Source organism: Streptomyces sp. NPDC047917 (assembly GCF_043204345.1).
GTDB classification, from domain to species: domain Bacteria; phylum Actinomycetota; class Actinomycetes; order Streptomycetales; family Streptomycetaceae; genus Streptomyces; species Streptomyces sanglieri.
Genome location: NZ_JBIDCA010000014.1, coordinates 264,053 through 288,863, shown reverse-complemented (window position 1 = coordinate 288,863; position 24,811 = coordinate 264,053). Strand labels below are relative to the sequence as shown.

At 70.5% G+C, this 24,811-nt stretch carries 19 protein-coding genes; 9 read left to right on the top strand and 10 right to left on the bottom strand.

The genetic code is table 11. The features are described from left to right. Positions 1-55: 55 nt before the first annotated feature. Together modA and ACGF8B_RS32445 are read right to left on the bottom strand one after the other, a co-directional pair. Positions 56-850 (bottom strand): molybdate ABC transporter substrate-binding protein, encoded by a 795-nt coding sequence (gene modA / locus ACGF8B_RS32450; protein ID WP_392745629.1) that lies wholly within the window; start codon positions 848-850, stop codon positions 56-58. A gap of 46 nt (positions 851-896) precedes the next feature. Beyond that, a complete protein-coding gene (locus ACGF8B_RS32445; protein WP_266918360.1) occupies positions 897-1,292 on the bottom strand; it encodes a molybdopterin-binding protein in 396 nt (131 codons plus the stop codon). Between the two features lie 218 nt (positions 1,293-1,510). On the opposite strand from ACGF8B_RS32445, the gene mutA reads away from it, so the two are divergent. The 6 genes from mutA (at position 1,511) to ACGF8B_RS32415 (ending at position 10,159) form a co-directional block, all read left to right on the top strand. Next, positions 1,511-3,373, top strand: a complete 1,863-nt coding sequence (mutA, locus tag ACGF8B_RS32440) for a methylmalonyl-CoA mutase small subunit (protein WP_392745628.1) — start codon at positions 1,511-1,513, stop codon at positions 3,371-3,373. Beyond that, the gene (gene scpA / locus ACGF8B_RS32435) at positions 3,373-5,574 is read left to right on the top strand and encodes a methylmalonyl-CoA mutase (protein WP_392745626.1); all 2,202 of its coding nucleotides are present in this window, start codon (positions 3,373-3,375) and stop codon (positions 5,572-5,574) included. Before mutA ends, scpA begins: the two co-directional genes overlap by 1 nt. Before the next feature lie 12 nt (positions 5,575-5,586). Then, the gene (gene meaB / locus ACGF8B_RS32430) at positions 5,587-6,606 is read left to right on the top strand and encodes a methylmalonyl Co-A mutase-associated GTPase MeaB (protein ID WP_392745624.1); all 1,020 of its coding nucleotides are present in this window, start codon (positions 5,587-5,589) and stop codon (positions 6,604-6,606) included. Positions 6,607-6,914: 308 nt separating this feature from the next. Beyond that, positions 6,915-7,130, top strand: coding sequence for a hypothetical protein (locus ACGF8B_RS32425; RefSeq protein ID WP_392745623.1), 216 nt, complete (start codon positions 6,915-6,917; stop codon positions 7,128-7,130). A gap of 800 nt (positions 7,131-7,930) precedes the next feature. Then, complete coding sequence (rho, locus tag ACGF8B_RS32420; protein ID WP_392745621.1) at positions 7,931-9,088, top strand: transcription termination factor Rho; 1,158 nt, start codon at positions 7,931-7,933, stop codon at positions 9,086-9,088. 72 nt (positions 9,089-9,160) lie between these two features. Then, positions 9,161-10,159, top strand: a complete 999-nt coding sequence (locus tag ACGF8B_RS32415; RefSeq protein WP_392745619.1) for an aldo/keto reductase family protein — start codon at positions 9,161-9,163, stop codon at positions 10,157-10,159. A gap of 57 nt (positions 10,160-10,216) precedes the next feature. On the opposite strand, the gene ACGF8B_RS32410 is transcribed toward ACGF8B_RS32415, so the two are convergent. From ACGF8B_RS32410 to ACGF8B_RS32395, 4 genes are all read right to left on the bottom strand, one after another. Further along, entirely contained in the window at positions 10,217-11,578 is a 1,362-nt protein-coding gene (locus ACGF8B_RS32410; RefSeq protein WP_392745617.1) for an NAD(P)/FAD-dependent oxidoreductase, read from the bottom strand. Positions 11,579-11,769: 191 nt separating this feature from the next. Beyond that, positions 11,770-13,500, bottom strand: a complete 1,731-nt coding sequence (ctaD, locus tag ACGF8B_RS32405; RefSeq protein ID WP_392745615.1) for a cytochrome c oxidase subunit I — start codon at positions 13,498-13,500, stop codon at positions 11,770-11,772. Positions 13,501-13,831: 331 nt separating this feature from the next. Beyond that, the gene (locus ACGF8B_RS32400; protein WP_392745613.1) at positions 13,832-14,569 is read right to left on the bottom strand and encodes an SDR family oxidoreductase; all 738 of its coding nucleotides are present in this window, start codon (positions 14,567-14,569) and stop codon (positions 13,832-13,834) included. Between the two features lie 214 nt (positions 14,570-14,783). Continuing rightward, positions 14,784-17,006, bottom strand: coding sequence for an NADP-dependent isocitrate dehydrogenase (locus ACGF8B_RS32395; protein WP_392745612.1), 2,223 nt, complete (start codon positions 17,004-17,006; stop codon positions 14,784-14,786). 310 nt (positions 17,007-17,316) lie between these two features. Between ACGF8B_RS32395 and ACGF8B_RS32390 the strand changes: the two genes are divergently transcribed. Further along, the gene (locus ACGF8B_RS32390; protein ID WP_392745611.1) at positions 17,317-18,246 is read left to right on the top strand and encodes an LLM class F420-dependent oxidoreductase; all 930 of its coding nucleotides are present in this window, start codon (positions 17,317-17,319) and stop codon (positions 18,244-18,246) included. A 16-nt stretch (positions 18,247-18,262) separates the two neighbouring features. Here the strand turns inward: ACGF8B_RS32390 and ACGF8B_RS32385 are convergent, their stop codons facing one another. Continuing rightward, on the bottom strand, positions 18,263-19,243 hold the full coding sequence (locus tag ACGF8B_RS32385) for a lytic polysaccharide monooxygenase (RefSeq protein WP_392745610.1): 981 nt from the start codon (positions 19,241-19,243) through the stop codon (positions 18,263-18,265). 434 nt (positions 19,244-19,677) lie between these two features. Between ACGF8B_RS32385 and ACGF8B_RS32380 the strand changes: the two genes are divergently transcribed. Then, positions 19,678-20,553, top strand: a complete 876-nt coding sequence (locus tag ACGF8B_RS32380) for an MHYT domain-containing protein (protein ID WP_392745608.1) — start codon at positions 19,678-19,680, stop codon at positions 20,551-20,553. A 19-nt stretch (positions 20,554-20,572) separates the two neighbouring features. Here ACGF8B_RS32380 and ACGF8B_RS32375 read toward each other — a convergent pair whose 3' ends face one another. Both ACGF8B_RS32375 and ACGF8B_RS32370 read right to left on the bottom strand, forming a co-directional pair. Continuing rightward, positions 20,573-21,949: an ATP-binding protein gene (locus tag ACGF8B_RS32375; protein ID WP_392745607.1), complete on the bottom strand. Its 1,377-nt coding sequence runs from the start codon at positions 21,947-21,949 to the stop codon at positions 20,573-20,575. Then, on the bottom strand, positions 21,946-22,638 hold the full coding sequence (locus ACGF8B_RS32370) for a response regulator transcription factor (RefSeq protein WP_392745606.1): 693 nt from the start codon (positions 22,636-22,638) through the stop codon (positions 21,946-21,948). Before ACGF8B_RS32370 ends, ACGF8B_RS32375 begins: the two co-directional genes overlap by 4 nt. Before the next feature lie 78 nt (positions 22,639-22,716). On the opposite strand from ACGF8B_RS32370, the gene ACGF8B_RS32365 reads away from it, so the two are divergent. Beyond that, positions 22,717-23,280 (top strand): hypothetical protein, encoded by a 564-nt coding sequence (locus tag ACGF8B_RS32365; protein ID WP_392745605.1) that lies wholly within the window; start codon positions 22,717-22,719, stop codon positions 23,278-23,280. Positions 23,281-24,394: 1,114 nt separating this feature from the next. Here ACGF8B_RS32365 and ACGF8B_RS32360 read toward each other — a convergent pair. Further along, a complete protein-coding gene (locus tag ACGF8B_RS32360; RefSeq protein WP_392745604.1) occupies positions 24,395-24,754 on the bottom strand; it encodes a hypothetical protein in 360 nt (119 codons plus the stop codon). Positions 24,755-24,811 lie beyond the last annotated feature (57 nt).

The following is a 24,811-nucleotide window of genomic DNA, read 5'->3' as shown; positions in this document are numbered from 1 at the left end:
CCGTCCGGTCCGGCAGGAGGTCCTGGCCGGCCGGACGGGCCGCCGGGGACAGCCCTCAGGGCTGCTGGAAGCCCGCCGACTGCAGGATCTTCTGTGCCTGCGGCGTGCTCAGCCATTTCACGAACGCCGTGGCGGCCCCGGTGTTCTTGGACTGCCGCAGGGTGGCGGCCGGGTAGGAGGCCACGGCGTTCTGCGCGTCCGGGATGTCGACGGCGTCGACCTTGTCGGTGGCCGTCGCGGCGTCGGTCCGGTAGACGATGCCCGCGTCGGCCTCGCCCAGCTCGACCTTGCTGAGGACCGCGCGGACGTTGGGCTCCTGGGAGACCGGCTTGACGGTGAGCTTCTGGGCGTCGAGGACCTGCTTGCTGTAGCGGCCGACCGGCACCTCGGGCGCGGCCAGGACGACCTTGAGCTCGGGGTCGGTCAGGTCCTTCAGACCCTCGATCTTCTCCGGGTTGCCCTCGCGAGTGGCGATGACGAGGCGGTTCTTGGCGATGACGACGGGCGTCGCCGTGTCGGACTTCAGCCCGTCCATCGTCTTGGTGTCCGCGGTGACGAGGGCGTCGGCGGGCGCGCCCTGCTTCACCTGGGCCGCGAGCTCCTGGGAGCCGGCGAAGGAGAACGTCACCTTCGTGCCCGGGTGCTCCTTCTCGTACGCGGCGCCCGCGGTCTTGAACACATCGGTGAGCGAGGCGGCGGCCAGCACGGTCAGCCGGGCGCCGGACGACGCCGACTTCCCGTCGGACTCCTTCTTGCTGTCGTCGCTGCCGCCGCACGCGGCGAGCGGGAACAGCAGTGCGGCGGTGATGACCGCGGCGGCGGCGCGCCGCCCGGCGAGGGTGGTCGACATGGTCCGGTGACTCCTTGAAGTTGATGCGTGCCCTGGTGACGTGCCGTCAGACGCGGTCGATGTGCACGCTGGTGGACTTCACGCGAGCGGTGGCCTGCATGCCGACCTCCAGCCCCAGTTCCTCGACGGCCTCCCGGGTGAGCAGTGACACCAGCCGGTGCGGGCCCGCCTGGATCTCGACCTGGGCCGCGACGTCGCCGAGCTTCACCGCGGTGACGATGCCCGGGAAGGCGTTGCGGGCCGAGGTGTACGAGGCGTCTTCCTCGCCGCCCCCGCCCTGGCCGACCTCGATGGAGAAGGCGGCCAGGTCACGGCCGTCGATGAGCCTGCGGCCGCTTTCGTCGCGGTGGGTGGCGACCCTCCCGGCGTCCGCCCAGCGGCGGGCCGTGTCGGGGCTGACCCCCAGCAGACGTGCCGCCTGGCCGATTGTGTAGGACTGCATGTGCGACAAGATATTCGAATCGTCCTCGCAGCTGCAATCCGTCCGGGTGATCTGTGGAGCAAATGCCAGGGGTGTTGGAGGAATCACCAAGCACCGGGGCCGGGCGGCGGCGAGGGCCGGCTACGCGACGGTGGGTGAAGGATCAAGTGCGCTCGGAGAGGGCAAGGTCACAAGCGGAACCCATGCTGCGCTCAAGCGCCCTGACCTAGCATCTGGGCATGACGGTCCTGCCAGCCGACGGGCTTTCGTTGGCCGCCGAGTTCCCCGCCCCCGCCCATGAGCACTGGCAACACCTCGTCGAAGGTGTGCTGCGCAAGTCGGGCAAGGAGGCTGCGGGTCCGGCCGCCGAGGAAGCGCTGTCCACCACGGTCGAGGACGGGCTCATCACCCGCCCCCTCTATACCTCGCGCGACAGCGCGCCCGATGCCGGATACCCGGGCTTCGCCCCCTTCACCCGCGGCAGCAAGGCCGAGGGCAACGTGACGGGCGGCTGGGACGTACGGCAGCGGCACAGCCTCACCGATCCCGCACGCCTCAACGAGGCGCTGCTCGCCGATCTGGAGAACGGCGTCACCTCGCTGTGGCTGACCGTGGGCGGTGCCACGGGTGTTCCGGTGTCCGCGCTGGCGGGGGCCCTGGACGGCGTCTACCTCGATCTGGCTCCCGTGGTGCTCGACGCGGGCGGGGAGACCGATGCCGCGGCCACGGAGCTGCTGCGGATCTGCGCCGAGCGGGGCATCGACCCGCGGAGCCTGCGCGGCAACCTCGGCGCGGACCCGTTCGGACAGGCCGCCCGCAGCGGCACCGAGCCCGATCCGTCGGCCGCCGTCCCCTGGGCCCGGCGGTGTGCCCGTGAGTTCCCCGGGCTGCGGGCGCTGGCCGTCGACGCGCTGCCGTACCACGAGGCCGGCGGTTCGGCCGCGGAGGAGCTGGGCGCCTCGCTGGCGACCGGTGTCGCCCTGCTGCGGGAGCTGACCGGGGCCGGGCTGTCCGTCGAGGAAGCCTGCGGGCAGCTGGAGTTCAGGTACGCGGCGACCGCCGACCAGTTCCTGACCATCGCCAAGCTGCGGGCCGCGCGCCTGCTGTGGTCCCGGGTGGCGGAGGTGTGCGGGGCCCCCGGAGCCGGGGCGCAGCGCCAGCACGCGGTGACGTCCTCGGTGATGATGACGCGGCGCGATCCGTGGGTGAACATGCTGCGCACGACGCTGGCCTGTCTGGGGGCGGGGGTCGGCGGCGCCGACTCGGTCACCGTGCTGCCGTTCGATCACGCGCTGGGCCTGCCGGACGCGTTCGCCCGGCGCATCGCCCGTAACACCTCGACGATCCTGCTGGAGGAGTCGCACCTGGCCCGGGTGATCGACCCGGCGGGGGGCTCCTGGTACGTGGAGCGGCTCACCGCCGAACTCGCCGACGCCGCCTGGTCGTTCTTCCAGGAGATCGAGCGGGCGGGCGGTCAGGCCGCCGCGCTGGGGTCGGGCATGATCGGCGAGCGTCTCGCGGCCACCTGGGCGGCACGCAGCAAGGATCTGGCCCGTCGCAAGGAGCCGATCACCGGGGTGAGCGAGTTCCCGCAGCTGGCGGAGCGGGCGGTGGAGCGCGAGCCGGCGCCGTACGGACCGGCCGCCGCACCGGGCGGTCTGCCCAGGGTCCGCCGTGACGAGGCGTTCGAGGCGCTGCGCGCCCGTTCGGACGCGCATCTCGCGGCGACCGGGCAGCGGCCCAAGGTCTTCCTCGCCGCGCTCGGCCCCGCCGCCGCGCACACCGCACGGGCGTCGTTCGCCGCCAATCTCTTCCAGGCGGGCGGCATCGAACCGGTCCACGACCCGGTCTCCGTCGACGCGACCACGGCCGCCGACGCGCTCGGGGCGAGCGGCGCCACCGTGGCGTGTCTGTGTTCCAGCGACGCGCTCTACGCCGAGCAGGCCGAGGCGGTCGCCGGGGCGCTGCGTTCGGCGGGCGCCGAGCGGGTGTTCCTGGCCGGCCGGCCCGGCGAGTACGCCGGTGTCGACGAGTACGTCTTCGCGGGCTCCGATGTGGTGGCCGTGCTCTCCTCCCTCCTCGACCGTATGGATGTGGCGTAATGCGTATCCCCGACTTCTCCGGCATCGAGCTCGGTCCGGGCGGCGCCGCCGAGGTCTCCGAGGAGCAGTGGCGCGCCTCGGTGAAGGAGTCCTCCGGCAGTTCCGACGGCGATCTGCTGTGGGAGACCCCGGAAGGCATCGCGGTCAAGCCGCTGTACACCGGGCACGACCTCGAAGGGCTCGACTTCCTCGGCACGTATCCGGGCATCGCCCCGTACCTGCGCGGCCCGTACCCGACGATGTACGTCAACCAGCCCTGGACGATCCGGCAGTACGCGGGGTTCTCCACCGCCGAGGAGTCCAACGCCTTCTACCGCCGCAACCTCGCCGCCGGCCAGAAGGGGCTCTCGGTCGCCTTCGACCTGCCGACCCACCGGGGTTACGACAGCGACCACCCGCGGGTGACCGGCGATGTCGGCATGGCGGGCGTGGCGATCGACTCGATCTACGACATGCGGCAGCTCTTCGACGGCATCCCGCTGGACCGGATGTCGGTGTCGATGACGATGAACGGCGCGGTGCTGCCCGTCCTCGCGCTGTACATCGTGGCCGCGGAGGAACAGGGCGTCGGGCCCGAGAAGCTGGCCGGGACCATTCAGAACGACATTCTGAAGGAGTTCATGGTCCGCAACACCTACATCTATCCGCCGAAGCCCTCGATGCGGATCATCTCCGACATCTTCGCGTACACCTCGCAGAAGATGCCGCGCTACAACTCGATCTCCATCTCCGGCTATCACATCCAGGAGGCGGGTGCGACGGCCGATCTGGAACTGGCGTACACCCTCGCGGACGGGGTGGAGTATCTGCGGGCCGGCCGGGACGCCGGTCTCGACGTGGACGCGTTCGCGCCCCGGCTGTCGTTCTTCTGGGCGATCGGCATGAACTTCTTCATGGAGATCGCGAAGCTGCGGGCGGCCCGGCTGCTCTGGGCCAAGCTGGTCAAGGAGTTCGAGCCGAAGAACGCCAAGTCGCTCTCGCTGCGCACCCATTCGCAGACGTCCGGGTGGTCGCTGACCGCGCAGGACGTGTTCAACAACGTGACCCGGACCTGTGTGGAGGCGATGGCGGCCACCCAGGGGCACACCCAGTCGCTGCACACCAACGCACTCGACGAGGCGCTCGCCCTGCCGACTGACTTCTCCGCCCGGATCGCCCGGAACACCCAGCTGCTGCTCCAGCAGGAGTCGGGGACCGGCCGGGTGATCGACCCGTGGGGCGGCAGCGCGTACGTGGAGAAGCTGACGTACGACCTGGCGCGCCGGGCCTGGCAGCACATCGAGGAGGTCGAGGCGGCGGGCGGCATGGCGCAGGCCATCGACGCGGGCATCCCGAAGCTCCGGGTGGAGGAGGCCGCGGCCCGTACCCAGGCGCGGATCGACTCCGGGCGTCAGCCGGTGATCGGGGTGAACAAGTACCGGGTGGAGAGCGACGAGCAGATCGATGTGCTCAAGGTCGACAACTCCTCGGTGCGCACCCGGCAGATCGAGAAGTTGCGCCGGCTGCGCGAGGAGCGTGACGAGGCCGCCTGCCAGGCGGCGCTGCGCGCTCTGACGGCCGCGGCCGAGCGCGACCCCGGTCCTGGGCTCGAAGGCAATCTGCTGGCGCTGGCCGTCGACGCGGCGCGTGCGATGGCGACCGTGGGCGAGATCTCGGACGCCCTGGAGAAGGTGTACGGGAGGCATGCGGGCCAGATCCGTACGATCTCCGGTGTGTACCGCAACGAGGCAGGTGAATCCCCTTCCGTGGACCGGACCCGGGCACTGGTGGACAGGTTCGAGGAGGCCGAGGGGCGCCGTCCGCGCATCCTGGTCGCCAAGATGGGACAGGACGGCCACGACCGCGGCCAGAAGGTGATCTCGACCGCCTTCGCCGACCTGGGCTTCGACGTGGACGTCGGCCCGCTGTTCCAGACGCCGGCCGAGGTGGCACGGCAGGCCGTCGAGGCCGACGTGCACATCGTGGGCGTCTCCTCGCTGGCCGCCGGGCACCTCACGCTGGTGCCGGCGCTCCGCGAGGAGCTGGCCGCCGAGGGGCGCGAGGACATCATGGTCGTGGTGGGCGGGGTGATTCCGCCGCAGGACGTCGAGGCGCTGCACGAGGCGGGCGCGACGGCCGTGTTCCCGCCCGGCACGGTGATCCCCGACGCCGCGTACGACCTGGTGACGCGGCTCGGCGCCGCGCTCGGCCACGAGCTGTGAGCCGCTGACCCGATGGCTCCCAGGATCGACATCGACAGCTATGTGAAGGGGGTGCTCGACGGGAAGCGGGCGCACATCGCGCGCGCCATCACTCTCGTCGAGTCCACCCGCCCCGATCACCGGGTGCTGGCCCAGCAATTGCTGCGCGAGCTGCTGCCGCACTCCGGCACGGCCCGGCGGATCGGGATCAGTGGTGTGCCCGGGGTCGGGAAGTCCACATTCATCGACGCGCTGGGCACGATGCTCACCGGGCTCGGGCACCGGGTCGCGGTGCTGGCCGTCGACCCCTCCTCCAGCCGTACCGGCGGCTCGATCCTGGGCGACAAGACCAGGATGGAGCGGCTCGCGGTGGACCCGGCGGCGTTCGTACGCCCGTCCCCCACCGCCGGCACCCTCGGCGGGGTGGCCAAGGCGACCCGGGAGTCCATCGTGGTGATGGAGGCCGCGGGTTACGACGTGGTGCTGGTCGAGACGGTCGGTGTCGGGCAGTCGGAGACGGCGGTGGCCAACATGGTCGACACGTTTCTGCTGCTGACGCTCGCCCGGACCGGTGATCAGCTCCAGGGCATCAAGAAGGGTGTGCTGGAACTGGCGGACGCGATCGCGGTCAACAAGGCGGACGGACCGCACGAGCGGGACGCCCGCGCGGCCGCGCGCGAACTGGCGGGTGCACTGCGGCTGATGCACCCGGTGGACGCGGCGTGGACGCCGCCGGTGCTCACGTGCAGCGCCCGTGAGTCGTCCGGTCTCGACACCCTGTGGGAGCGCCTTGAGCAGCACCGCGCGCTGCTGGAGTCGACCGGGCGGCTCGCCGCGAAACGGCGCGACCAGCAGGTCGACTGGACGTGGACGATGGTGCGGGACGAGCTGCTGGAGAGTCTGCGCGGTCATCCCGCGGTGCGTGCGCTCGCCCCGGGGCTGGAACAGCGGGTCCGGGACGGCGAGTTGACGGCCACGCTGGCGGCCGAGCAGATCCTGGCCGCGTTCCGGAGCGCGGCGGCGGTCCCGGCGTCCGGTGACCCGGTGGTCTGACGGCCCGGATACACGATGACGCCGTCCGGCGGTCCGGAACTCCCGGGCCGCCGGACGTTCGTGGCGCCCACAGACCGAGCTGGAACTGGACCGAGGTGTGTGTCGGCTCGTAGCCGAGCGCGTCGTTGATGTGCCGCATGTGCGTATTGCTGTCGGCGGTGTCCGTCAGCAGCCCTGCCAGGCCGGGGTGGGTCTCGCGGGCGTGGAGGACGGAGGCCGCCTTCATCCATGCTCCGAGGCCGTGTCCCCGGTGTTCGGGAAGGACTCCGGTGCCGTAGTGCTGCCCGTCGCCCGGTACGACGAGTTCCGTGAAGCCCGCGATCGTCGCGGTGGACTCGTCGAACGCCACGACCGTGTGGAGCAGGTCGCCGCGTGCGGCGACGGCCGCCGCCGCGGGCCTGACCCGGTCCACGTCCCGGACGACCGTGCCGGAGTCGGTGTCGTCCATGGGCATGTCGTCCATCGCCCGGCGGGAGGCGGCGAACGTCTCCGCGAGCTCGTCGGGGACGGTGCCGTCCCAGTAGATCAGCCGGTAGCCCGGGTGCGGCTGCCCGACGGTCCGGTGCAGGGCCCGCGTGTCCGCCTTCGCCATCGGGAGCCGGACGTACCGTAAGGCACAGGACCTTGCGCAGCCCCTTGGCCCGCAGGAAGTGGTCCCCCGCCGATCCGGCCTCGGCCTGCGCGACGACGCTGCGCCGGTCCGCCTCGCGGGCGGCCGCGACCGCGGCGTCGAAGAGCAGTGGGCCGACACCGTTGCGGCGCTCCGCGGGGTGGACGTGGAGCTCCGGTTCGGCGAGGTGGTCCCGACCCTCACGGGTGAAGACGCGCAGGAACGCCGAACCGAGGGGCTGCCCCGGCGTCGGAGGCGAGCCAGGCCGGTGGCTCCCGCCGGACGGAGCGGGGTCGGCGAGCGCGGTGATACGCATCGGCAAAGTGACTCCTCCGCGCCGGGGCACAGGTCAGGGCGGGCGAGCGGGCCGGTGGCCCGGAGAACCACTTCACTCCGCGAGAGCCCTGACAACCGGATTCGCAGCCACTGTGGGGCCTTTCCGTCCCTCGGCAAGGCCCGTTCCCACCGGGCCGTGCTACCGTGCTTGTGGTACCAGTGCTCGCCTCGGTTCGAGGCGCCGGTGCCGATCCACCTCTCCGAAGCTGCCGCGTCCGTCCTTGTACGACCGGCGGTCCGGCTCTTCGCACCACCTCATCCGGTTCGGACCGGAATTTCTCCCTCCGGACTTTCCCGCCCGGTGTCGGGGCGTGTTCTCTGCCGCCCCGCGCCGTCCGGCCCCCTCATTCGCCATGTCCGCGAAAGGACCCGTCCACCATGACCATCTCTCTCGAACACCCGCTTCAACAGGGCCAGTTGGCCACCGCGGCCACGAACACCACCGCGGCCGCCGGCGTACTCGACCTCACCCACCAGGGCAACGGCGTACTGCGCGTACGGGACGGCCTCCCCTCCCCCGGCGACGTGGTGGTCCCCGCCGCCCTGATCCGCCGCCACGGCCTGCGCCGGGGCGATGCCGTCGCCGGGCTCTGCGACCGGCCCCGCACCCTGTCCGCCGTGGAACGGGTCAACGGCCGCTCCCCGCGGGCGCTCCGGGGCCGGCCCCGCTTCCGCGACCTCACCCCTCTCCATCCCCGGCAGCGGCTCCGGCTGGAGACACCGTCCGGCGGTGCCGCGATGCGTCTGGTCGACCTTCTCTCGCCGGTCGGCAAGGGACAGCGCGGGCTGGTCGTCGCACCGCCCAGGACCGGCAAGACGGTGCTGCTCCAGCAGATCGCCGCGGCCGTCGCCACCAACCACCCCGAGTGCCACCTGATGGTGGTGCTGGTCGACGAACGCCCCGAAGAGGTCACCGACATGCGCCGGTCCGTCCGGGGCGAGGTGCTCGCCTCGACCTTCGACCGGCCCGCCGAGGAGCACATCGCCCTCGCCGAACTCGCGGTCGAACGCGCCAAGCGGCTGGTCGAGCAGGGCCAGGACGTCGTCGTCCTGCTCGACTCCCTCACCCGCCTGTGCCGCGCCCACAACAACGTCTGCGCCTCGGGCGGACGCACCCTCAGCGGCGGTGTCGACGCGGCCGCGCTGCTCGGCCCCAAGCAGTTCTTCGGCGCCGCCCGGCTCACCGAGGAGGGCGGCTCCCTCACCATCCTGGCCACCGCACTGGTGGAAACGGGCTCCCGAGCCGACGACTACTTCTTCGAGGAGCTGAAGAGCACCGGCAACATGGAACTCCGGCTCGACCGCGCACTCGCGGAACGCCGTGTCCATCCGGCCGTGAACATCCCGTCGTCCGGCACCCGGCGCGAGGAACTCCTCGTACCGGAGAGCGAGTTGCGGGTGATCCGCGGACTGCGGCGGGCACTGCACACCAGGGACCCGCAGACCGCGCTCGAAACACTGCTGGACCGGCTCCGCCACACCCCGGACAACGCCTCGTTCCTCCGTGCCGTCCACGGCACCGTCCCGGCGGCCTGAGCCCGTCCGGGCGCATAGCATGGCCCGGCGATCACGTGATCCACGCCTCACGAGCACAGGGAGAGCAGCCACATGGAGTTCCGCCGACTCGGCCGCAGCGGCCTGACCATCAGTGAGATCGCCTACGGGAACTGGCTCACCCACGGTTCCCAGGTGGAGGAGGACGCGGCGGTCGCCTGCATCCGCGCCGCCCTGGACGCCGGAATCACCACCTTCGACACCGCGGACGTCTACGCCGGGACGCGGGCCGAGGCGGTCCTCGGCCGGGCGCTGAGGAACGAACGCCGTGAGGGCCTGGAGGTGTTCACCAAGGTCTACTTCCCGACCGGTCCCGGACACAACGACCGCGGGCTCGGCCGCAAGCACATCATGGAGTCCATCGACAACTCGCTGCGCCGCCTGCAGACGGAGTACGTGGACCTGTACCAGGCGCACCGCTACGACCACTCGACCCCGCTGGAGGAGACCATGGAGGCGTTCGCCGACGTCGTCCGCTCCGGCAAGGCCCTCTACATCGGTGTCTCGGAGTGGACGGCCGACCAGCTCCGCGCCGCGCACGGACTGGCCCGCGAGCTGCGGGTGCCGCTGATCTCCAACCAGCCGCAGTACTCGGCGCTGTGGCGGGTCATCGAGAGCGACGTGGTGCCGGCCTCCGAGGAGCTGGGCATCGGCCAGATCGTCTGGTCCCCGATCGCTCAGGGAGCGCTCACCGGCAAGTACAAGCCCGGTGCGCCGCTCCCGGCCGGTTCACGGGCGACCGACGACAAGGGCGGTGCGGACATGGTCGCGGGCTGGCTGCGCGACGAGGTGCTGGAGCGGGTGCAGCGTCTGCGGCCGCTCGCCGACGGCGCCGGGCTCAGCCTGGCCCAGCTCGCGGTCGCGTGGGTGCTGCAGAACTCGAACGTCTCGGCCGCGATCATCGGGGCGTCCCGGCCGGAGCAGGTGACGGAGAACGTCGTGGCGGCCGGCGTGACGCTGGACGCGGAGCTGCTGAAGGGCATCGACGACATCCTGGATCCGGTGGTCGAGCGGAACCCCGCGCTGACGGCCGGGCACGCGGAGAACGGCTGATCCGGCCGGACGGTCCCGGCTCCGCGTCGGGCGGGGCCGGGACCGTCGGCTGCGGGATCAGGTGCCGGTGTGCAGCGCGGCGGTGTGTTCGCGGACCTGTTCCGGTGTGAGGTAGGCGTCCGTGTGCTCGAAGTCGCGCAGCTTGGCCGGTTGCCGGGACAGGAAGCCGGTGCGTACGAAGTCGTCGCCCGCGACGGCGTTGAGGATCCAGTTGGTCGCGACCCGTGCCTTGGCGACATTGGTGCGCAGCGCCGACCAGTGGTAGCCGCGTGCGACGGCCTGCGCGGGAACCCCGTGCAGCTCGATCCCGAGCGGCTTGGAGACCGCGTCCTTGCCGCCGAGGTCCACGACGAGGCCGAGGTCCTTGTGGACGTACGGCTTCAGCGGCTGGTTCCGCAGGGTCGCGATGAGGTTGTCGGCGAGCCTGCGGCCCTGCCGCATGGCGTGCTGCGCGGTGGGCGGGCAGACCGCTCCGTCGCCCTTGTGCAGGTCGGGGACGGCCGCGCAGTCGCCGAGGGCGAAGACGCCGTCGAAGCCGGGCAGGCTCATCTCGGGTGTGACAGCCAGCCGGCCGCGTACGGTCTCCGCGTCGAGGGTGCCGACCAGCGGGCTCGCGGCGACGCCCGCCGTCCAGATCAGGGTCCGGCAGGGCAGCACCCGGCCGTCGGTGAAGGTGACCTTCTCCGGGGCGGCCTCGGCGATCGAGACGCCGAGCGACACCTCGATGCCGCGGGCGCGCAGCACCTCCAGTGCGCTCCGGCCCAGCTTGTCCCCCAGTTCCGGCATCAGCTTCGGGGCGATGTCGATGAGGTGCCACTTGATCAGCTTCGGGTCGATCCGCGGGTACTGCCGGACCGCGCTGGTGGTGAGGCGTTGCAGACAGGCCGCCGTCTCGGTCCCCGCGTAGCCACCGCCGACCACCACGAACTGGAGGCGCGAGGCGCGTTCGTTCTCGTCGTGACTGGCGTCCGCGAGGTCGAGCTGGGCGATCACGTGGTCCCGTACGTAGGCGGCCTCGGCCAGTGTCTTCATGCCCCGGGCGTTGTCCAGCAGGCCGGGAATGTCGAAGGTGCGGGTGACGCTGCCGGCGCTGAGCACGATGTAGTCGTAGGGCTCGTAGACGATCTCGTCGGTGATCTTGCGGATGACGCAGATCTTCGCCTTCGGGTCCACTCCGATGGCCCCGCCCGGGATGATCCGGGTGCGGTGCTTGCGGCTGCGGCGCAGTGAGACGGCGACCGACTGCGGGGTGAGCACGCCCGCCGCCACCTGTGGCAGCAGGGGGAGGTAGAGCTGGTACGAGAACGGGGCGACGAGCGCGATCTCCGCCTCGCCGGGGATGAGCCCGCGCTCCAGACGGCGTACGCACTCCACTCCGGCGAATCCGGCGCCGACAACGAGGATCCTGGGTCGTGCCACGGTGTTCGTCCCTTCAGGGGCCTGTACGTTCATCCGTTCGCCTGCCACGTCGCACGCGCCCGTCCCCACTCATCTTTACGAGCCGTGGACGAGTTCGCCTGCTGAGGGCGGCGGAACGGACGACGCGCCCGCCCTGCTGTCGCTGTCCTTGACCTGGGCCACTCGCGCCGCCTCTCCCCGGGCCGTCGTGCTCACCCCCGCTCGTCCCCGGGGGCCGGGATGGTCCCGGTGTCCGCACGGTTGTGGGCCTCGTCGAGCGCGCGGACCGTGGGGTGGTGCAGGTCGAACGCCGGGGATTCGGAACGGATCCGCGGCAGGGTGAGGAAGTTGTGCCGCGGCGGCGGGCAGGAGGTCGCCCACTCCAGGGAGCGGCCGTAGCCCCACGGGTCGTCGACCCCGACGTTCCTGCCGTACTTGGCGGTCTTCCACACGTTGTAGAAGAACGGCAGCATCGACAGGCCGAGCAGGAACGAGGAGATCGTCGAGATCGTGTTCAGCGCGGTGAAGCCGTCGGCCGCGAGGTAGTCCGCGTAACGGCGCGGCATGCCCTCGGCGCCCAGCCAGTGCTGCACCAGGAACGTGCCGTGGAAGCCCACGAACAGCGTCCAGAACGTGATCTTGCCGAGTCGCTCGTCCAGCATCTTGCCGGTGAACTTCGGCCACCAGAAGTGGAATCCGGAGAACATCGCGAAGACCACGGTCCCGAAGACGACGTAGTGGAAGTGCGCGACGACGAAGTACGAGTCCGAGACGTGGAAGTCCATCGGGGGCGAGGCCAGGATCACGCCGGTCAGACCACCGAAGAGGAAGGTCACGAGGAAGCCGATCGACCAGAGCATCGGTGTCTCGAACGACAGCGATCCCCGCCACATCGTGCCGATCCAGTTGAAGAACTTCACACCGGTCGGTACCGCGATGAGGAATGTCATGAACGAGAAGAACGGCAGCAGCACGCCGCCCGTCACGTACATGTGGTGCGCCCACACCGTCGCGGAGAGACCCGCGATGGCGATCGTCGCGCTGATCAGGCCGATGTAGCCGAAGATCGGTTTCCGGCTGAAGACCGGGATGACCTCACTGACGATGCCGAAGAACGGCAGGGCGATGATGTACACCTCCGGGTGGCCGAAGAACCAGAAGAGGTGCTGCCAGAGCAGGGCCCCGCCGTTGGCCGGGTCGAAGACGTGCGCGCCGAACTTCCGGTCCGCCTCCAGCACCAGGAGGGCCGCCGCGAGGACCGGGAAGGCCAGTAGTACCAGCACACCGGTCAGCAGGACGTTCCAGACGAAGATCGGCATGCGGAACATCGTCATGCCGGGCGCGCGCATGCAGATGATCGTGGTGATGAAGTTGACCGAACCGAGGATCGTGCCGAATCCGGAGAAGGCCAGACCCATGATCCACATGTCGCTGCCGATGCCCGGTGAGCGGACCGCGTCGGTCAGCGGGGAGTAGGCGAACCAGCCGAAGTCCGCCGCCCCGTTCGGGGTGAGGAAGCCTGCCACGACGATGACCGAGCCGAAGAGGTAGAGCCAGTACGCGAACATGTTCAGCCGCGGGAACGCCACGTCGGGCGCGCCGATCTGCAACGGCATGATCCAGTTGGTGAATCCGGCGAACAGCGGGGTAGCGAACATCAGCAGCATGATCGTGCCGTGGATCGTGAACGCCTGGTTGAACTGCTCGGGCGAGACGATCTGCATCCCCGGACGCGCCAGCTCGGCGCGCATCACCAGGGCCAGCACACCGCCGACGACGAAGAAGGCGAACGAGGTGACGAGGTAGAGCGTGCCGATCGTCTTGTGATCGGTGGTGGTCAGCCACTTGATGACGACGTTTCCCGGTTCCTTGGCACGGACCGGAAGCTCGTTCGCGTACGCCTCCTCCGCCCCGGCTGCCCCTGATGTGCCCGTCGTCGTCACTGGGACGCTCCTTAGCTTGTCGTTCGCGGGTGGCCCGAGCACCCGGCAGGGGCGCCGTCTCCACCGGGACGGCCGACAGGCCGGTCCCGCGCGCGTCACGCCAGATTCCAGGAGCAGCAAATCAGCCACGGGGCCACGATGCGTGTCCCGCCGCCCCGTCGCCGTACGACATTCACCCGTCAGGGCGTCCATGGGCTCAGGGCGTGCTTCGGGCCCCCGGTTCACCGCGATCCGGGCCGCCGCCGGCCGAACTCCGGTGCGGTGCGGCGCCGTTGCCGGGCGTTCCGGTGAATGTGGGCCGGCTACCGGCGGCGTGCTCCGCCGGCGCCGCTCAGGCCAGCCCACCCGTCGCGCGGATGTTCTGTCCCGTGATCCACCGGCCGTCGTGACCGGCGAGGAAGGCCACCACATCGGCCATGTCCGCGGGTTCCCCCAGGCGGCGCAGCGGGGTCGTCCCGGCGACTGCCTCCAGTGCCTGAGGCTGGTTGTTGCCGCGCAGCAGTTCGGTGTCGGTGGCGCCGGGCGAGACGGTGTTGACCGTGATCCCGCGGGCCCCGAGTTCATGGGCGGCGACGGCGGTGAGCTGCTCGACGGCACCCTTGCTCGCGGCGTAGGCGGAGATGCCGGGGCCCGGCCGCACGGTGTTGGCCGTGGAGATGTTGACGATGCGACCGCCGTCGCGCATCCGGAGCGCCGCGTGGCGGACCGTCATGAAGACCGCCCGGGTGTTGACCGCCAGGACCTGGTCGAAAACCGCCGGATCGGTGTCCGTGAGCAGGGACGGGGCGGGACAGAGGGCGGCGTTGTTCACCAGGATGTCCAGCCCGTCGAGCTCTTCCTCGGCGGCCGCCATCAGGCGCTCCGGTCCGTCCGGGTCCGCGAGGTCCAGCCGGACGGCCCGGACCTCGCCGCCGTCGCCACGCACCGTGCGGACTACCTCGGCTGCCGCGTCGTCGTCGGTGGCGTAGTTGAAGATCACATGTGCCCCGTCGCGGCACAGCCGCTCGACGATCGCACGGCCGATGCCCCGCGATCCACCGGTGACCACGGCGTTCCTGCCTGTCAGCACGGCCTCTCCCCTTCCAGGGCACGGTTGGTCCGGGCGTTCGAACCTACCGCCGGAAGGGTCTTCCGGGGCCGATTACGCGAAAACTCCTCGCCCCGGCGGCCCGGCTCCGGTACCGCTCCCGGACACCCGACCGCCCCGGCCGGGCATGGTGCCGGCCGGGGCGGGTGGGGCGGGTGGGGCGGGGCTGACGGCGCCCCCTGTCCGCGGTGTCCCGTCAGCCGATGGAGGCGATCGCCTGGACGAAGGTCTCCGACGGGCGCATGACGGCGGAGGCCTTGGCCGGGTCGGGCTGGTAGTAGCCACCGATCTCGGCCGGCGAACCCTGCACCGCGATCAGCTCGTCGACGATGGTCTGCTCCTGCTCGCCCAGCGTCTTCGCGAGTGCGGCGAACGCCTGCGCGAGCTGCGCGTCGTCGGTCTGCTGCGCCAGCTCCTGGGCCCAGTAGAGCGCCAGGTAGAAGTGGCTGCCGCGGTTGTCGATGCCGCCCAGCTTGCGGCTCGGCGACTTGTCCTCGTTGAGGAAGGTGCCGGTCGCGCGGTCGAGGGTGTCGGCGAGGATCTGGGCGCGTGCGTTGCCCGTGGTCGTCGCCAGGTGCTCGAAGCTGGCCGCGAGCGCGAAGAACTCGCCCAGGCTGTCCCAGCGCAGGTAGTTCTCCTTGACCAGCTGCTGGACGTGCTTGGGCGCGGAGCCGCCGGCACCCGTCTCGAACAGACCACCGCCGTTCATGAGCGGGACGACGGAGAGCATCTTCGCGCTCGTGCCCAGCTCCAGGATCGGGAACAGGTCGGTCAGGTAGTCGCGCAGCACGTTGCCGGTGACCGAGATGGTGTCCTCACCGCGGCGGATGCGCTCCAGCGAGAACGTGGTCGCCTCGACCGGCGACATGATCTCGATCTGCAGGCCGTCCGTGTCGTGGTCGGCGAGGTACTTCTTGACCTTGGTGATCAGCTGCGCGTCGTGGGCGCGGGTCTCGTCCAGCCAGAACACGGCCGGGACGCCGGTGGCGCGGGCGCGGGTGACGGCGAGCTTGACCCAGTCCTGGATCGGCAGGTCCTTGGCCTGGCACATGCGGAAGATGTCGCCGGCGCCGACGGCCTGCTCCAGTACGACGTCACCGTTGCCGTCGACGACCCGCACCGTGCCGGTGGCGGGGATCTCGAAGGTCTTGTCGTGGCTGCCGTACTCCTCGGCCTTCTGCGCCATGAGGCCGACGTTCGGCACCGAGCCCATGGTCGACGGGTCGAAGGCGCCGTTGGCGCGGCAGTCGTCGATGACGACCTGGTAGACGCCCGCGTAGCTGCTGTCGGGCAGAACCGCGAGGGTGTCGGCCTCCTGGCCGTCCGGGCCCCACATGTGGCCGGAGGTGCGGATCATGGCCGGCATGGAGGCATCGACGATGACATCGCTCGGCACGTGCAGGTTGGTGATGCCCTTGTCCGAGTCGACCATGGCCAGCGCGGGGCCCTCGGCCAGCTCGGCGGCGAAGGACGCCTTGATCTCGGCGCCGACGTGCGGCAGCGAGTCCAGGCCCTTGAGGATGGCGCCGAGGCCGTCGTTCGGGGACAGGCCGGCGGCCACGAGCGCCTCGCCGTACTTGGCGAAGGTGTTCGGGAAGAAGGCGCGGACCACGTGGCCGAAGATGATCGGGTCGGAGACCTTCATCATGGTGGCCTTGAGGTGGACGGAGAACAGCACGTCCTCGGCCTTGGCGCGGGCGACCTGCGCGGTGAAGAACTCGCGCAGGGCCGCGACGCGCATGACCGCCGCGTCGACGACCTCGCCCGCGAGCACCGGTACGGACTCGCGCAGCACGGTGGTGGTGCCGTCGTCGCCCACGAGCTCGATGCGCAGGGAACCGTCCTCGGTGATGACCGTGGACTTCTCGGTGGAACGGAAGTCGTCGACGCCCATGGTGGCGACGTTCGTCTTCGAGTCGGCGCTCCACTTGCCCATGCGGTGCGGGTGCGCCTTGGCGTAGTTCTTGACCGAGGCGGGGGCGCGGCGGTCGGAGTTGCCCTCGCGCAGGACGGGGTTCACCGCGCTGCCCTTGACCTTGTCGTAGCGCGCGCGGACGTCCTTGTCCTCGTCGGTCTGCGGGTCGTCCGGGTAGTCCGGAAGCGCGTAGCCCTGCGCCTGAAGCTCGGCGATGGCCGCCTTGAGCTGCGGGATCGAGGCCGAGATGTTCGGAAGCTTGATGATGTTGGCCTCGGGGCGCTTGGCCAGCTCACCGAGCTCGGCGAGCGCGTCGTCGATGCGCTGCCCCTCTTCGAGACGCTCGGGGAAGCCGGCGATGATGCGTCCGGCCAGCGAGATGTCACGGCTCTCGACATTGACCCCGGCCGTCGAGGCGTACGCCTGGATCACGGGCAAGAACGAATACGTCGCCAGGGCCGGGGCCTCGTCGGTGTGTGTATAGATGATGGTCGAGTCAGTCACCCTGTGCTCCGCTCCACGTCTGCAACATTGCTTGACATCAAGATATCTCGTGATCGCCCCAGCCTCGACAGGGCCCTGCCTTCACCGGCGGCGAACGCGGCGAGGTGTGTCACCACGGCCACGCATCGTGCATGCGCCCCGGCCCCGGCCCCGTGGCCACCCGTCGGCGTACCCCCTGGTCGCCGTCTGCACACCGCACCCGTCGCACCGGCCGCGACGGCGTCCGGGAGCGCTCTCGGCGGATGCTGCGCGGGCAACGGGCAGGTGTCTTACGGTGGTTGTCCCACTGCCCGCCAGAAGGAGTGCACACATGCCGGTCTCGCTGGGTCTCGGTCTTCCGCAGATGAAGCAGTACGACATCGGCCGCGATGTGGCCACCGTGGCGCGCGCGGCGGAGGAGATCGGCTACGAGAGCCTGTGGGTCTTCGAGCGGATCATCTTCCCCGAGCCCGCCACGCAGGGGTTGTACGGCGTTCCGGGCCTGCCCTGGCCCGAGCAGTACCGCAGTGTCGCCGATCCGCTGATCACGCTCGCCCTGGCCGCCGGGGTGACGGGCCGGGCCCGGCTGGGCACCAGCGTCCTGGTCGCGCCGCTGCACGTACCGTTCCAGCTGGCCCGCTCGCTCGCCTCGCTCGATGCGGCGAGCGGCGGCCGGGTGGTCGCGGGCATCGGCACGGGCTGGTCCCTGGACGAGTACGCGGCCGCCTCGGTCGCCCCCTTCGAGAAGCGCGGCGCGGTGCTGGACGAGCTGCTGGACGTGTGTGCGGCCGTCTGGGGCCCGGACCCGGTCTCGTACGAGGGTGAGCTGACGACCATCGCCCCGTCCGAGGTCGGGCCGAAACCGGTGCGTCCGATCCCGGTCTATCTGCCTGCGAACAGCCCGCGGGCCACCCGCCGCCTGGTCGACCGGGCGGACGGCTGGATGCCGGTGGCCAATGGCGCCGCGCAGCTGGCCGAGCAGTGGAAGCGGGTCCAGGCCCTTGCGGCCGAGCGGGGCCGGGAGCGTCCGGTCGGCGTCTGCGCCCGCGCCAATGCCAACTACACCGCCGGACCGGTCGCCGGTGCGGGCCGTGCCCCCTTCCACGGCAGTGTGGCCCAGATCGTCGAGGACCTGGTGGCGCACGCCGGGACGGGGGTTCCGGAGATCCTGCTGGATCTGCAGGGCACGACGCGCGACGCCTCGGAACTGGTCGACGTGGCCGCCGAGGTGTACGAGGCGGCGCGGGCCGCGGGCGTCTGACGCGAGGGGCCGGCCGCTATCGGCCGGCCATCCGTGCGCGGCGGCGGCCGGCGGTGATCACCGCGGTCGCGCCGATCGACAGCACGGCGGCCCCGGCGATGGCGATGTAGGGCGTGCTGCTGCTGCCTCCGGTCTCGGCGAGTTCGGTGTTCGGGGACTGTCCGGTGGCGCCGTCGGTGCCGTTGGCCCCGGGTCCGGCGGCCGCGTCGGCTGCCGCCTTCGGCGCGAGCGAGGCACCCGAGCCGGTCTGCGTACCGTGGCCCTGGTGCTGGACCGAGGACTTCGCCGCACCGTCCGCGATCTTCTGCTCGGTCGGCGCGGACGCCGCCGGCACGGGGGAAGTGGAACCGCCGCTCTTGCCGTCCTTGCCGAAGACGACGTCCGAACAGGTGTAGAACGCCTCGGGGGAATCCGAACGCTGCCAGATCGAGTAGACGAGGTGGCGGCCGGACCGGGCGGGGACATCGCCCTGGAACACGTAGTCGCCGTTCTCCATCTTCGGGTCGGCGACCTCAACGAACGGCTTCGCCTCCAGATCCGACCACTTCAGCGGCTTCGCCGGGTCGTAGGACGCCTTCGTGATGTACAGCTCGAACGAACCCTTGTGCGGCGCGGTGCCCTTGTAACGGAAGGTGTGACTGCCCCCGGACATCTTCGTCGACGGCCAGTCCGCCCGCGGCAGGTCCAGCCCCCGGTACTTGTCGTTCGCCGCACTGCACAGCTTCCCGTCGGGAATGATCTGCTTCGACTTCCCGGCCGCATTCGCTATGTTGACCGCGTTCCAGTCGTAGAAAGCCTGCTTTCCACTGGCCTCCACAGCCGCCTTGCACGCCGCCGACTGCGGCGACTCCACACCCTCCGCATAACAGGCGGCGACACGGCTCACCGGATCCGTCATCGACCCATGGGCCGACGCCGGAACACTCAGCGAAAAAGTCAGCGCAAGCGATGCGCCACCCGCAGCAGCACACACGGCAGCCTTGCGGCGAACGGTCATGGAAGAACTCCTCACCAACGATGATCTCCGGGGGACAGACCTGCGGGACAGCCATTCGGCACGGCATCTCCACGGCCCGGCGATCAGCAACCTAACCCCGGAAACCCCGGCAATCGGCCCCCCGGAACCACTACGGGCAATTCTTATGGATGCCTTAAGGTAATGATCAGGTTGCGATTACTTCCGGCGAGCGGCGAAATCACGACCGCCCCATCTCCCGTGCACGCATGGAATACTGATGGCCCGTCGGACAATTCCGGTATGCGCATCGGACTCCGCGCAAGAAGATCCATCATTCCAAATAGTCCAATTTAGGACAGTTTGAAAAAACTGATGGGCATTCAATTCAAAGTCACCGGGTTACAGTTGCCCGCGCGCACCTCAAGGGCATATACGCGCACTTGTCACCAGAGTCACATTCGAGGGTTCTATACATGCACGGCACAATTGACGGCTTCAGCTATGGCCTGGTCACCCCTGTGGCCGGTTACGTAATGGCGTGCCTGGGAGCAGCTCTTGGGCTGCGCTGCACGGTCAGATCGCTACGCTCCGACCGCCCGCGGAAGCCCGGGTGGCTGGCGCTGGGTGCGGCGTCCATCGGCTGCGGGATCTGGACCATGCACTTCATCGCCATGCTCGGCTTCCGGGTGCGCGAGACGTCCATCCGGTACGACACCACTCTTACCCTCCTCAGCCTCGCGGTGGCGGTGCTCGTCGTGGCGGTCGGTGTCTTCGTCGTCGGCTACCGGGGCACCGCGCCGACCGTCCTGCTCACCGCGGGCACCCTCACCGGGCTGGGCGTGGCGGCCATGCACTACATCGGCATGGCGGGGATGCGGTTGCAGGGACACCTGAGCTACGACCCCGCCGTCGTGGCGCTGTCCGTGTTCATCGCCGTCGTGGCGGCGACGGCCGCGCTGTGGGCGGCCGTGTCCATCCGCGGCTTCCTCGCCAGCCTGGGTGCCAGTGTGGTCATGGGTGTCGCCGTGACCGGCATGCACTACACGGGCATGGCGGCCGTCAGCGCACAGGTGGATCATGCCGTCGGGCACACGGGCGGAGGTTCGTCCGCCGTGAGCGTGCTGCCGATGCTCGTCGGTCCGCTGATCTTCCTGGTGCTCGCCGCGGTCGTCGTGATGTTCGACCCGCTGCTGATCCTGGGCGACGACGAGCCCGGGCACAGCGCGCCGCGGGTCCCCGCGCCGGGTCGTTACGCGCCGCGGCAGACTCCCCCCGCCGTGCCGTACAGCGGTGCGGACGGGTGGGCCGGGGCTGCGGACGAGCACGCTCCGCACGCCGGCCGCCGGTGACGGCCGGGCAGAGGGCGCGTCACACGCGTCCTCTGCTCCGGACCCTGCCCCGATGACGGCGGCGTCCCGGTTCGGGGCACCTGCCGTCCAGCTGTATCCAGATACGTATCTCCGTACCGCCGAGCACCGAACTGCCGATGCGGACATCGCCTCCGGTGGCCTCCGCCATCTGCCGCACGATGTCCAGCCCCAGCCCGGTCGAACCGGCCCGGCCGCCACTGTTGCCCCGGGCGAGCGCCGCGTCCGGGTCCGGGATTCCCGGCCCCGCGTCGGAGACGAGCACGATCACCACGTCCTCGCTGTTGTGCACGTCCACCGAGAAGGCGGTGCCCTCCGGCGTGTGCCGGAAGACGTTGCCCAGCAGGGCGTCGAGGGCGGCGGCCAGATCGGCGCGGGCGACCGGGATGCGTACGGGGCGGTCGACGCCCGCGACGCGCACCCTGCGCCCCTCGTCCTCCGCCAGCGCGGACCAGAAGTCCATCCGCTCACGGATCACCTCGGCCGCGTCGCAGCCCGCACCGGGAACCACCCCGGCAGTCCGCGGCCGGTCCTCGCGCGCCGTGCGGATGATCGTGTCGACCTCGCGTTCGAGCTGCTCGACCGCGGCCCGGGTCTGGTCCGCGGCCGGACCGTGGCCGAGCGAGGCGGCGTTGAGCCGCAGCACCGTCAGCGGGGTGCGCAGCCGGTGCGAGAGATCGGCGGCCAGCTCCCGCTCGTTGGCGAGCAGTTGCACGACCTGGTCCGCCATGGAGTTGAAGGCGACCGCGGCCTGCTTGAGCTCGGTCGGGCCGTCTTCGGGAACCCGGACGCCGAGCTTGCCCTCGCCCAGCTCGTGGGCGGCGCCCGCGAGTCGCTCGGCCGGCTGCGTCAGACGTACGCCGAGACGGTCCGCGACCGCGACCGAGCCGATGACCAGCGCGATGCCGACGCCCGCGAGCACGATCCAGGCGGTGGTCACGCCGTTGGTGACATCGGCATCGGGTATGTACACCTCGACGATCGAGGTCCTGCCCGAGTCCAGCGCGATGGGTGCCAGCAGTGCCGAGCCGCCGGGGACCTTCGAGATGCCGGAACGGCCGAGTTCACGGATGGCGTCGAGCTCGTCGTGCACGGCCCGGCCGCGGCCGATCTCCAGCTCGGACGCCCCGTCGTCGGCCGGGATGTGCAGGGCCATCCGCCCCGCCAGGCCGGCGTCGGTGGACAGCATCGCCCGGCTCAGCTGATCCCGGTCGGTGGTGATGGAGAGGGTGGGCGCGATGGCTGCGGCCTGCCGCTCGGCGTTGGAGAACGCCCGGTCCGATGCCATTTCCCTGACGACCAGGCCGAGCGGCACCGCGAAGGCGACCACCACCATCACCGTGACCGCTAGACAGACCCTGACGAGGGCCCATCTCACCGCGGGGACTCCAGCTTCACGCCCACGCCCCGGAGCGTGCGCAGGTAACGCGGTGCGGCGGCGGACTCTCCCAGCTTCCGCCGCAGCCACGACAGATGTACGTCGATGGTCTGGTCGTCGCCGTAGGGCTGCTGCCACACCTGGGCGAGCAGTTCCTTGCGGGTGACGACGACGCCGGGCCGTCCGGCGAGAAACGCGAGCAGGTCGAACTCGCGCCGCGTCAGATCGAGCGCGACATCGTCCAGCGCGGCCTGCCGGCGGAGCGGATCGATGGCGAGCCCGCCGACCCGGAGCACCGGGGGCGGCGGTACGGCACCGGTACCGCCGGCGCGGGAGCGCCGCAGGACCGCGGCGATGCGCGCCGCGAGGTGCTCGACCGAGAACGGCTTGGTCAGGTAGTCGTCGGCGCCGTCGTTGAGCAGCCGCACGATCTCGGTCTCGTCGTCCCGGGCGGTGGCGATGATCACGGGGACGTCGGTGATGCCGCGAATCATCTTCAGCGCCTTGGAACCGTCCAGGTCGGGCAGCCCCAGATCCAGGATCACCAGGTCGAAACGGAAATGGGAGACCTCGCGCAGCGCCTCTAGGGCCGTTCCGACACTCCGCACGACATGGGAGGCATCGGTCAGGTGCCTGATGAGGGCTGAGCGTACGAAACGGTCGTCCTCGACGACGAGCACACTAGCCATGGCAAAACCGTACGCTATTCAACGAATTGCTCACCCCTCGGGTGGGGCGGCGACGCACATGGTGCAATATGGTCCGCGATGCGACGAGGACTGATACACGGCATAGCTTGGGCGCTCTCCACCGGGGCTGCGGTCACGCTGTCCTGGTGGGGTGTCCACACGGTGATGGCGGGGACCGCGTACGACCCGCCCCGTGCCCTCCCGATCGCGGACGCGGCACGGGCCGAGGGCGAAGGTGCCAGATCCCAGCCCTCCTTCACCTACCGCCCCGAGAAGTCCCCTAAGCCCAGTGCGTCCCCGTCCGCCGAGGACGAGGACAAGGACAAGGGCGGCAAGGACCGCCCGCCCTCGGCCGGTTCCCCGCACAGCTCCGAGCCGGCCGCACCGCCGAGCCCGACGCGGACGCCCTCCGGCGGGACCGTGAACGTGAAGGGCTACACCGTCGACGGCGGCCGGGTCGTCTTCGACATCCAGCAGGCCTCGGCGGAGCTGGTCTCGGCCACTCCCGAGTCCGGTTGGCAGATGCAGGTCTGGAAGACCAAGCAGTGGATCCGGGTGACCTTCACCCGGGACGACCGTGAGATCTCGGTCTTCTGCAGCTGGTACCAGCACGCACCGCTCGTCGAGATCGAGGAGCGGTAGCGGTAGCGGTAGCGGTAGCGGGCTACGCCGAACAAGCCGAACGAGCGGACTCCCGCATCCGGCCGGGCACCGGTTCGACGATCTCCGACACGATGTGACACCCCATCAGTCGATTCGGCAGCGACCCTGCGGCAGCTCTGCCGGGGCCCCGCCGCCCGGCGTTGTGCACCCCGGAGACCGACGAGGTGGCGGATCCGGTCCGGACTGTGTGAGCCCCGGCCCGGCGCCGTACCCTCCCAGCTGCCCCGGACCGTCGCCGGCATGGGAACCTCGCCGACGACAGGCGGCGAGAAGCTGTTGATCCCGCGGGACTCAAGGACCGGGAGTATCGACGCTGTGCGGGGCGCCTGGCGTGGCCGGCGCCAGCCCCGGCTCGGCCTCCCGGGCGATGGCAGTCCTCAACCCGGTCGGGTTCGCCGGGTCGCGGACCACTCGCAGGTTCTCCTCAGCCGGTCCGCAGCGCTCGACCGGCACCTGCCCCGGATCGGCCAAGGTGCCCGTCACCGCCGGCACCGGCGGTGGGCCGGAGGTCTCGCTGTGGGAGCTGTTGCCGATCAGAAGCACCCGAGTCCCGGGCGCACTCAAGCCGGTCCGGCGATTGCACAAGCCGTACCCGGCCCCGGAGCTCCTCCCGGACCATCAGCCACTCAGGCAAGGAACGCAGCTCATCCGCCACTCCTACCCCCGTGATCGCGACGCTCACGTTCATCCTCAGCTCCCCTGCAACCCGTAGGGCATGACGGTCCTTGCCCACCTGCGAGCGAAGGCCCCGTCTCTGCGCCCACTCCGGCTGCCTCGCCACAGGACTGCCAACGTCAGCCGGAATCCGTTGCCCAGGAAGTGACTTGCTCTGCCCGATCCCGTAAAGGGCTAGGGTGGTGCGGTCGACCGAGACGCAGTGGCTGCTGGCCCACGGGCCGTCGGGGTCGGTGGGCGGTGCGGCCGGTGCGGTGACCGCACCGCGATTCGCACGCCACCCCATTCCGGCGTCCGCTACGTGCCGTGACAAGGCGCGTACGCACTCCACCGCTCACCTGCGGCCGGGTCTCCCCCAGACCCACGTACGCCCGGCTCTGTGACTGTCCCACTACGCCGGGGCAGTCACAGGGCCGTCTCATATCTCGGTGGTTCGCGGCTCCGCCCGGCGGCCCCTGTTGGACACGACGGCGCAGACCGCGAAGGTCACGCCGACCAGACCGAAGATGATCGCCAAGTTGCCCTTCGCCTGGATGTCGGCCTGCCGTGCTGCGATCTCCCTTTCCCAGAGCGCCGAACCCTGTTGATTGGCCGACTGGTACTCGAAGAGGCACTTCATGTACGGCTGAGTGGGCGCGGCGTCGCGATCGGCTTCGCAGTTGGGGTCCTTGAAGAGAATCAACGTGCCGCCGTGTTCGCCCAGTGGCTCATCGGCCACCTTGGAGGCCGCGTCCAACGCGACCGCCGACAAGATCACCGCCGTGATCATGCTGATCATGGCCACGACGATGCACAAGACGGCTCCGGCACTACGCCCTTGGGATGTCATACGCAG

What these genes read in the sequence shown, in the direction of transcription:
- modA (WP_392745629.1), bottom strand. Translation starts at nt 850, where the DNA reads ATGTCGACCACCCTCGCCGGGCGGCGCGCCGCCGCCGCGGTCATCACC.
- ACGF8B_RS32445 (WP_266918360.1), bottom strand. Translation starts at nt 1,292, where the DNA reads ATGCAGTCCTACACAATCGGCCAGGCGGCACGTCTGCTGGGGGTCAGC.
- mutA (WP_392745628.1), top strand. Translation starts at nt 1,511, where the DNA reads ATGACGGTCCTGCCAGCCGACGGGCTTTCGTTGGCCGCCGAGTTCCCC.
- scpA (WP_392745626.1), top strand. Translation starts at nt 3,373, where the DNA reads ATGCGTATCCCCGACTTCTCCGGCATCGAGCTCGGTCCGGGCGGCGCC.
- meaB (WP_392745624.1), top strand. Translation starts at nt 5,587, where the DNA reads ATGGCTCCCAGGATCGACATCGACAGCTATGTGAAGGGGGTGCTCGAC.
- rho (WP_392745621.1), top strand. Translation starts at nt 7,931, where the DNA reads ATGACCATCTCTCTCGAACACCCGCTTCAACAGGGCCAGTTGGCCACC.
- ACGF8B_RS32415 (WP_392745619.1), top strand. Translation starts at nt 9,161, where the DNA reads ATGGAGTTCCGCCGACTCGGCCGCAGCGGCCTGACCATCAGTGAGATC.
- ACGF8B_RS32390 (WP_392745611.1), top strand. Translation starts at nt 17,317, where the DNA reads ATGCCGGTCTCGCTGGGTCTCGGTCTTCCGCAGATGAAGCAGTACGAC.
- ACGF8B_RS32385 (WP_392745610.1), bottom strand. Translation starts at nt 19,243, where the DNA reads ATGACCGTTCGCCGCAAGGCTGCCGTGTGTGCTGCTGCGGGTGGCGCA.
- ACGF8B_RS32380 (WP_392745608.1), top strand. Translation starts at nt 19,678, where the DNA reads ATGCACGGCACAATTGACGGCTTCAGCTATGGCCTGGTCACCCCTGTG.
- ACGF8B_RS32370 (WP_392745606.1), bottom strand. Translation starts at nt 22,638, where the DNA reads ATGGCTAGTGTGCTCGTCGTCGAGGACGACCGTTTCGTACGCTCAGCC.
- ACGF8B_RS32365 (WP_392745605.1), top strand. Translation starts at nt 22,717, where the DNA reads ATGCGACGAGGACTGATACACGGCATAGCTTGGGCGCTCTCCACCGGG.
- ACGF8B_RS32360 (WP_392745604.1), bottom strand. Translation starts at nt 24,754, where the DNA reads ATGATCAGCATGATCACGGCGGTGATCTTGTCGGCGGTCGCGTTGGAC.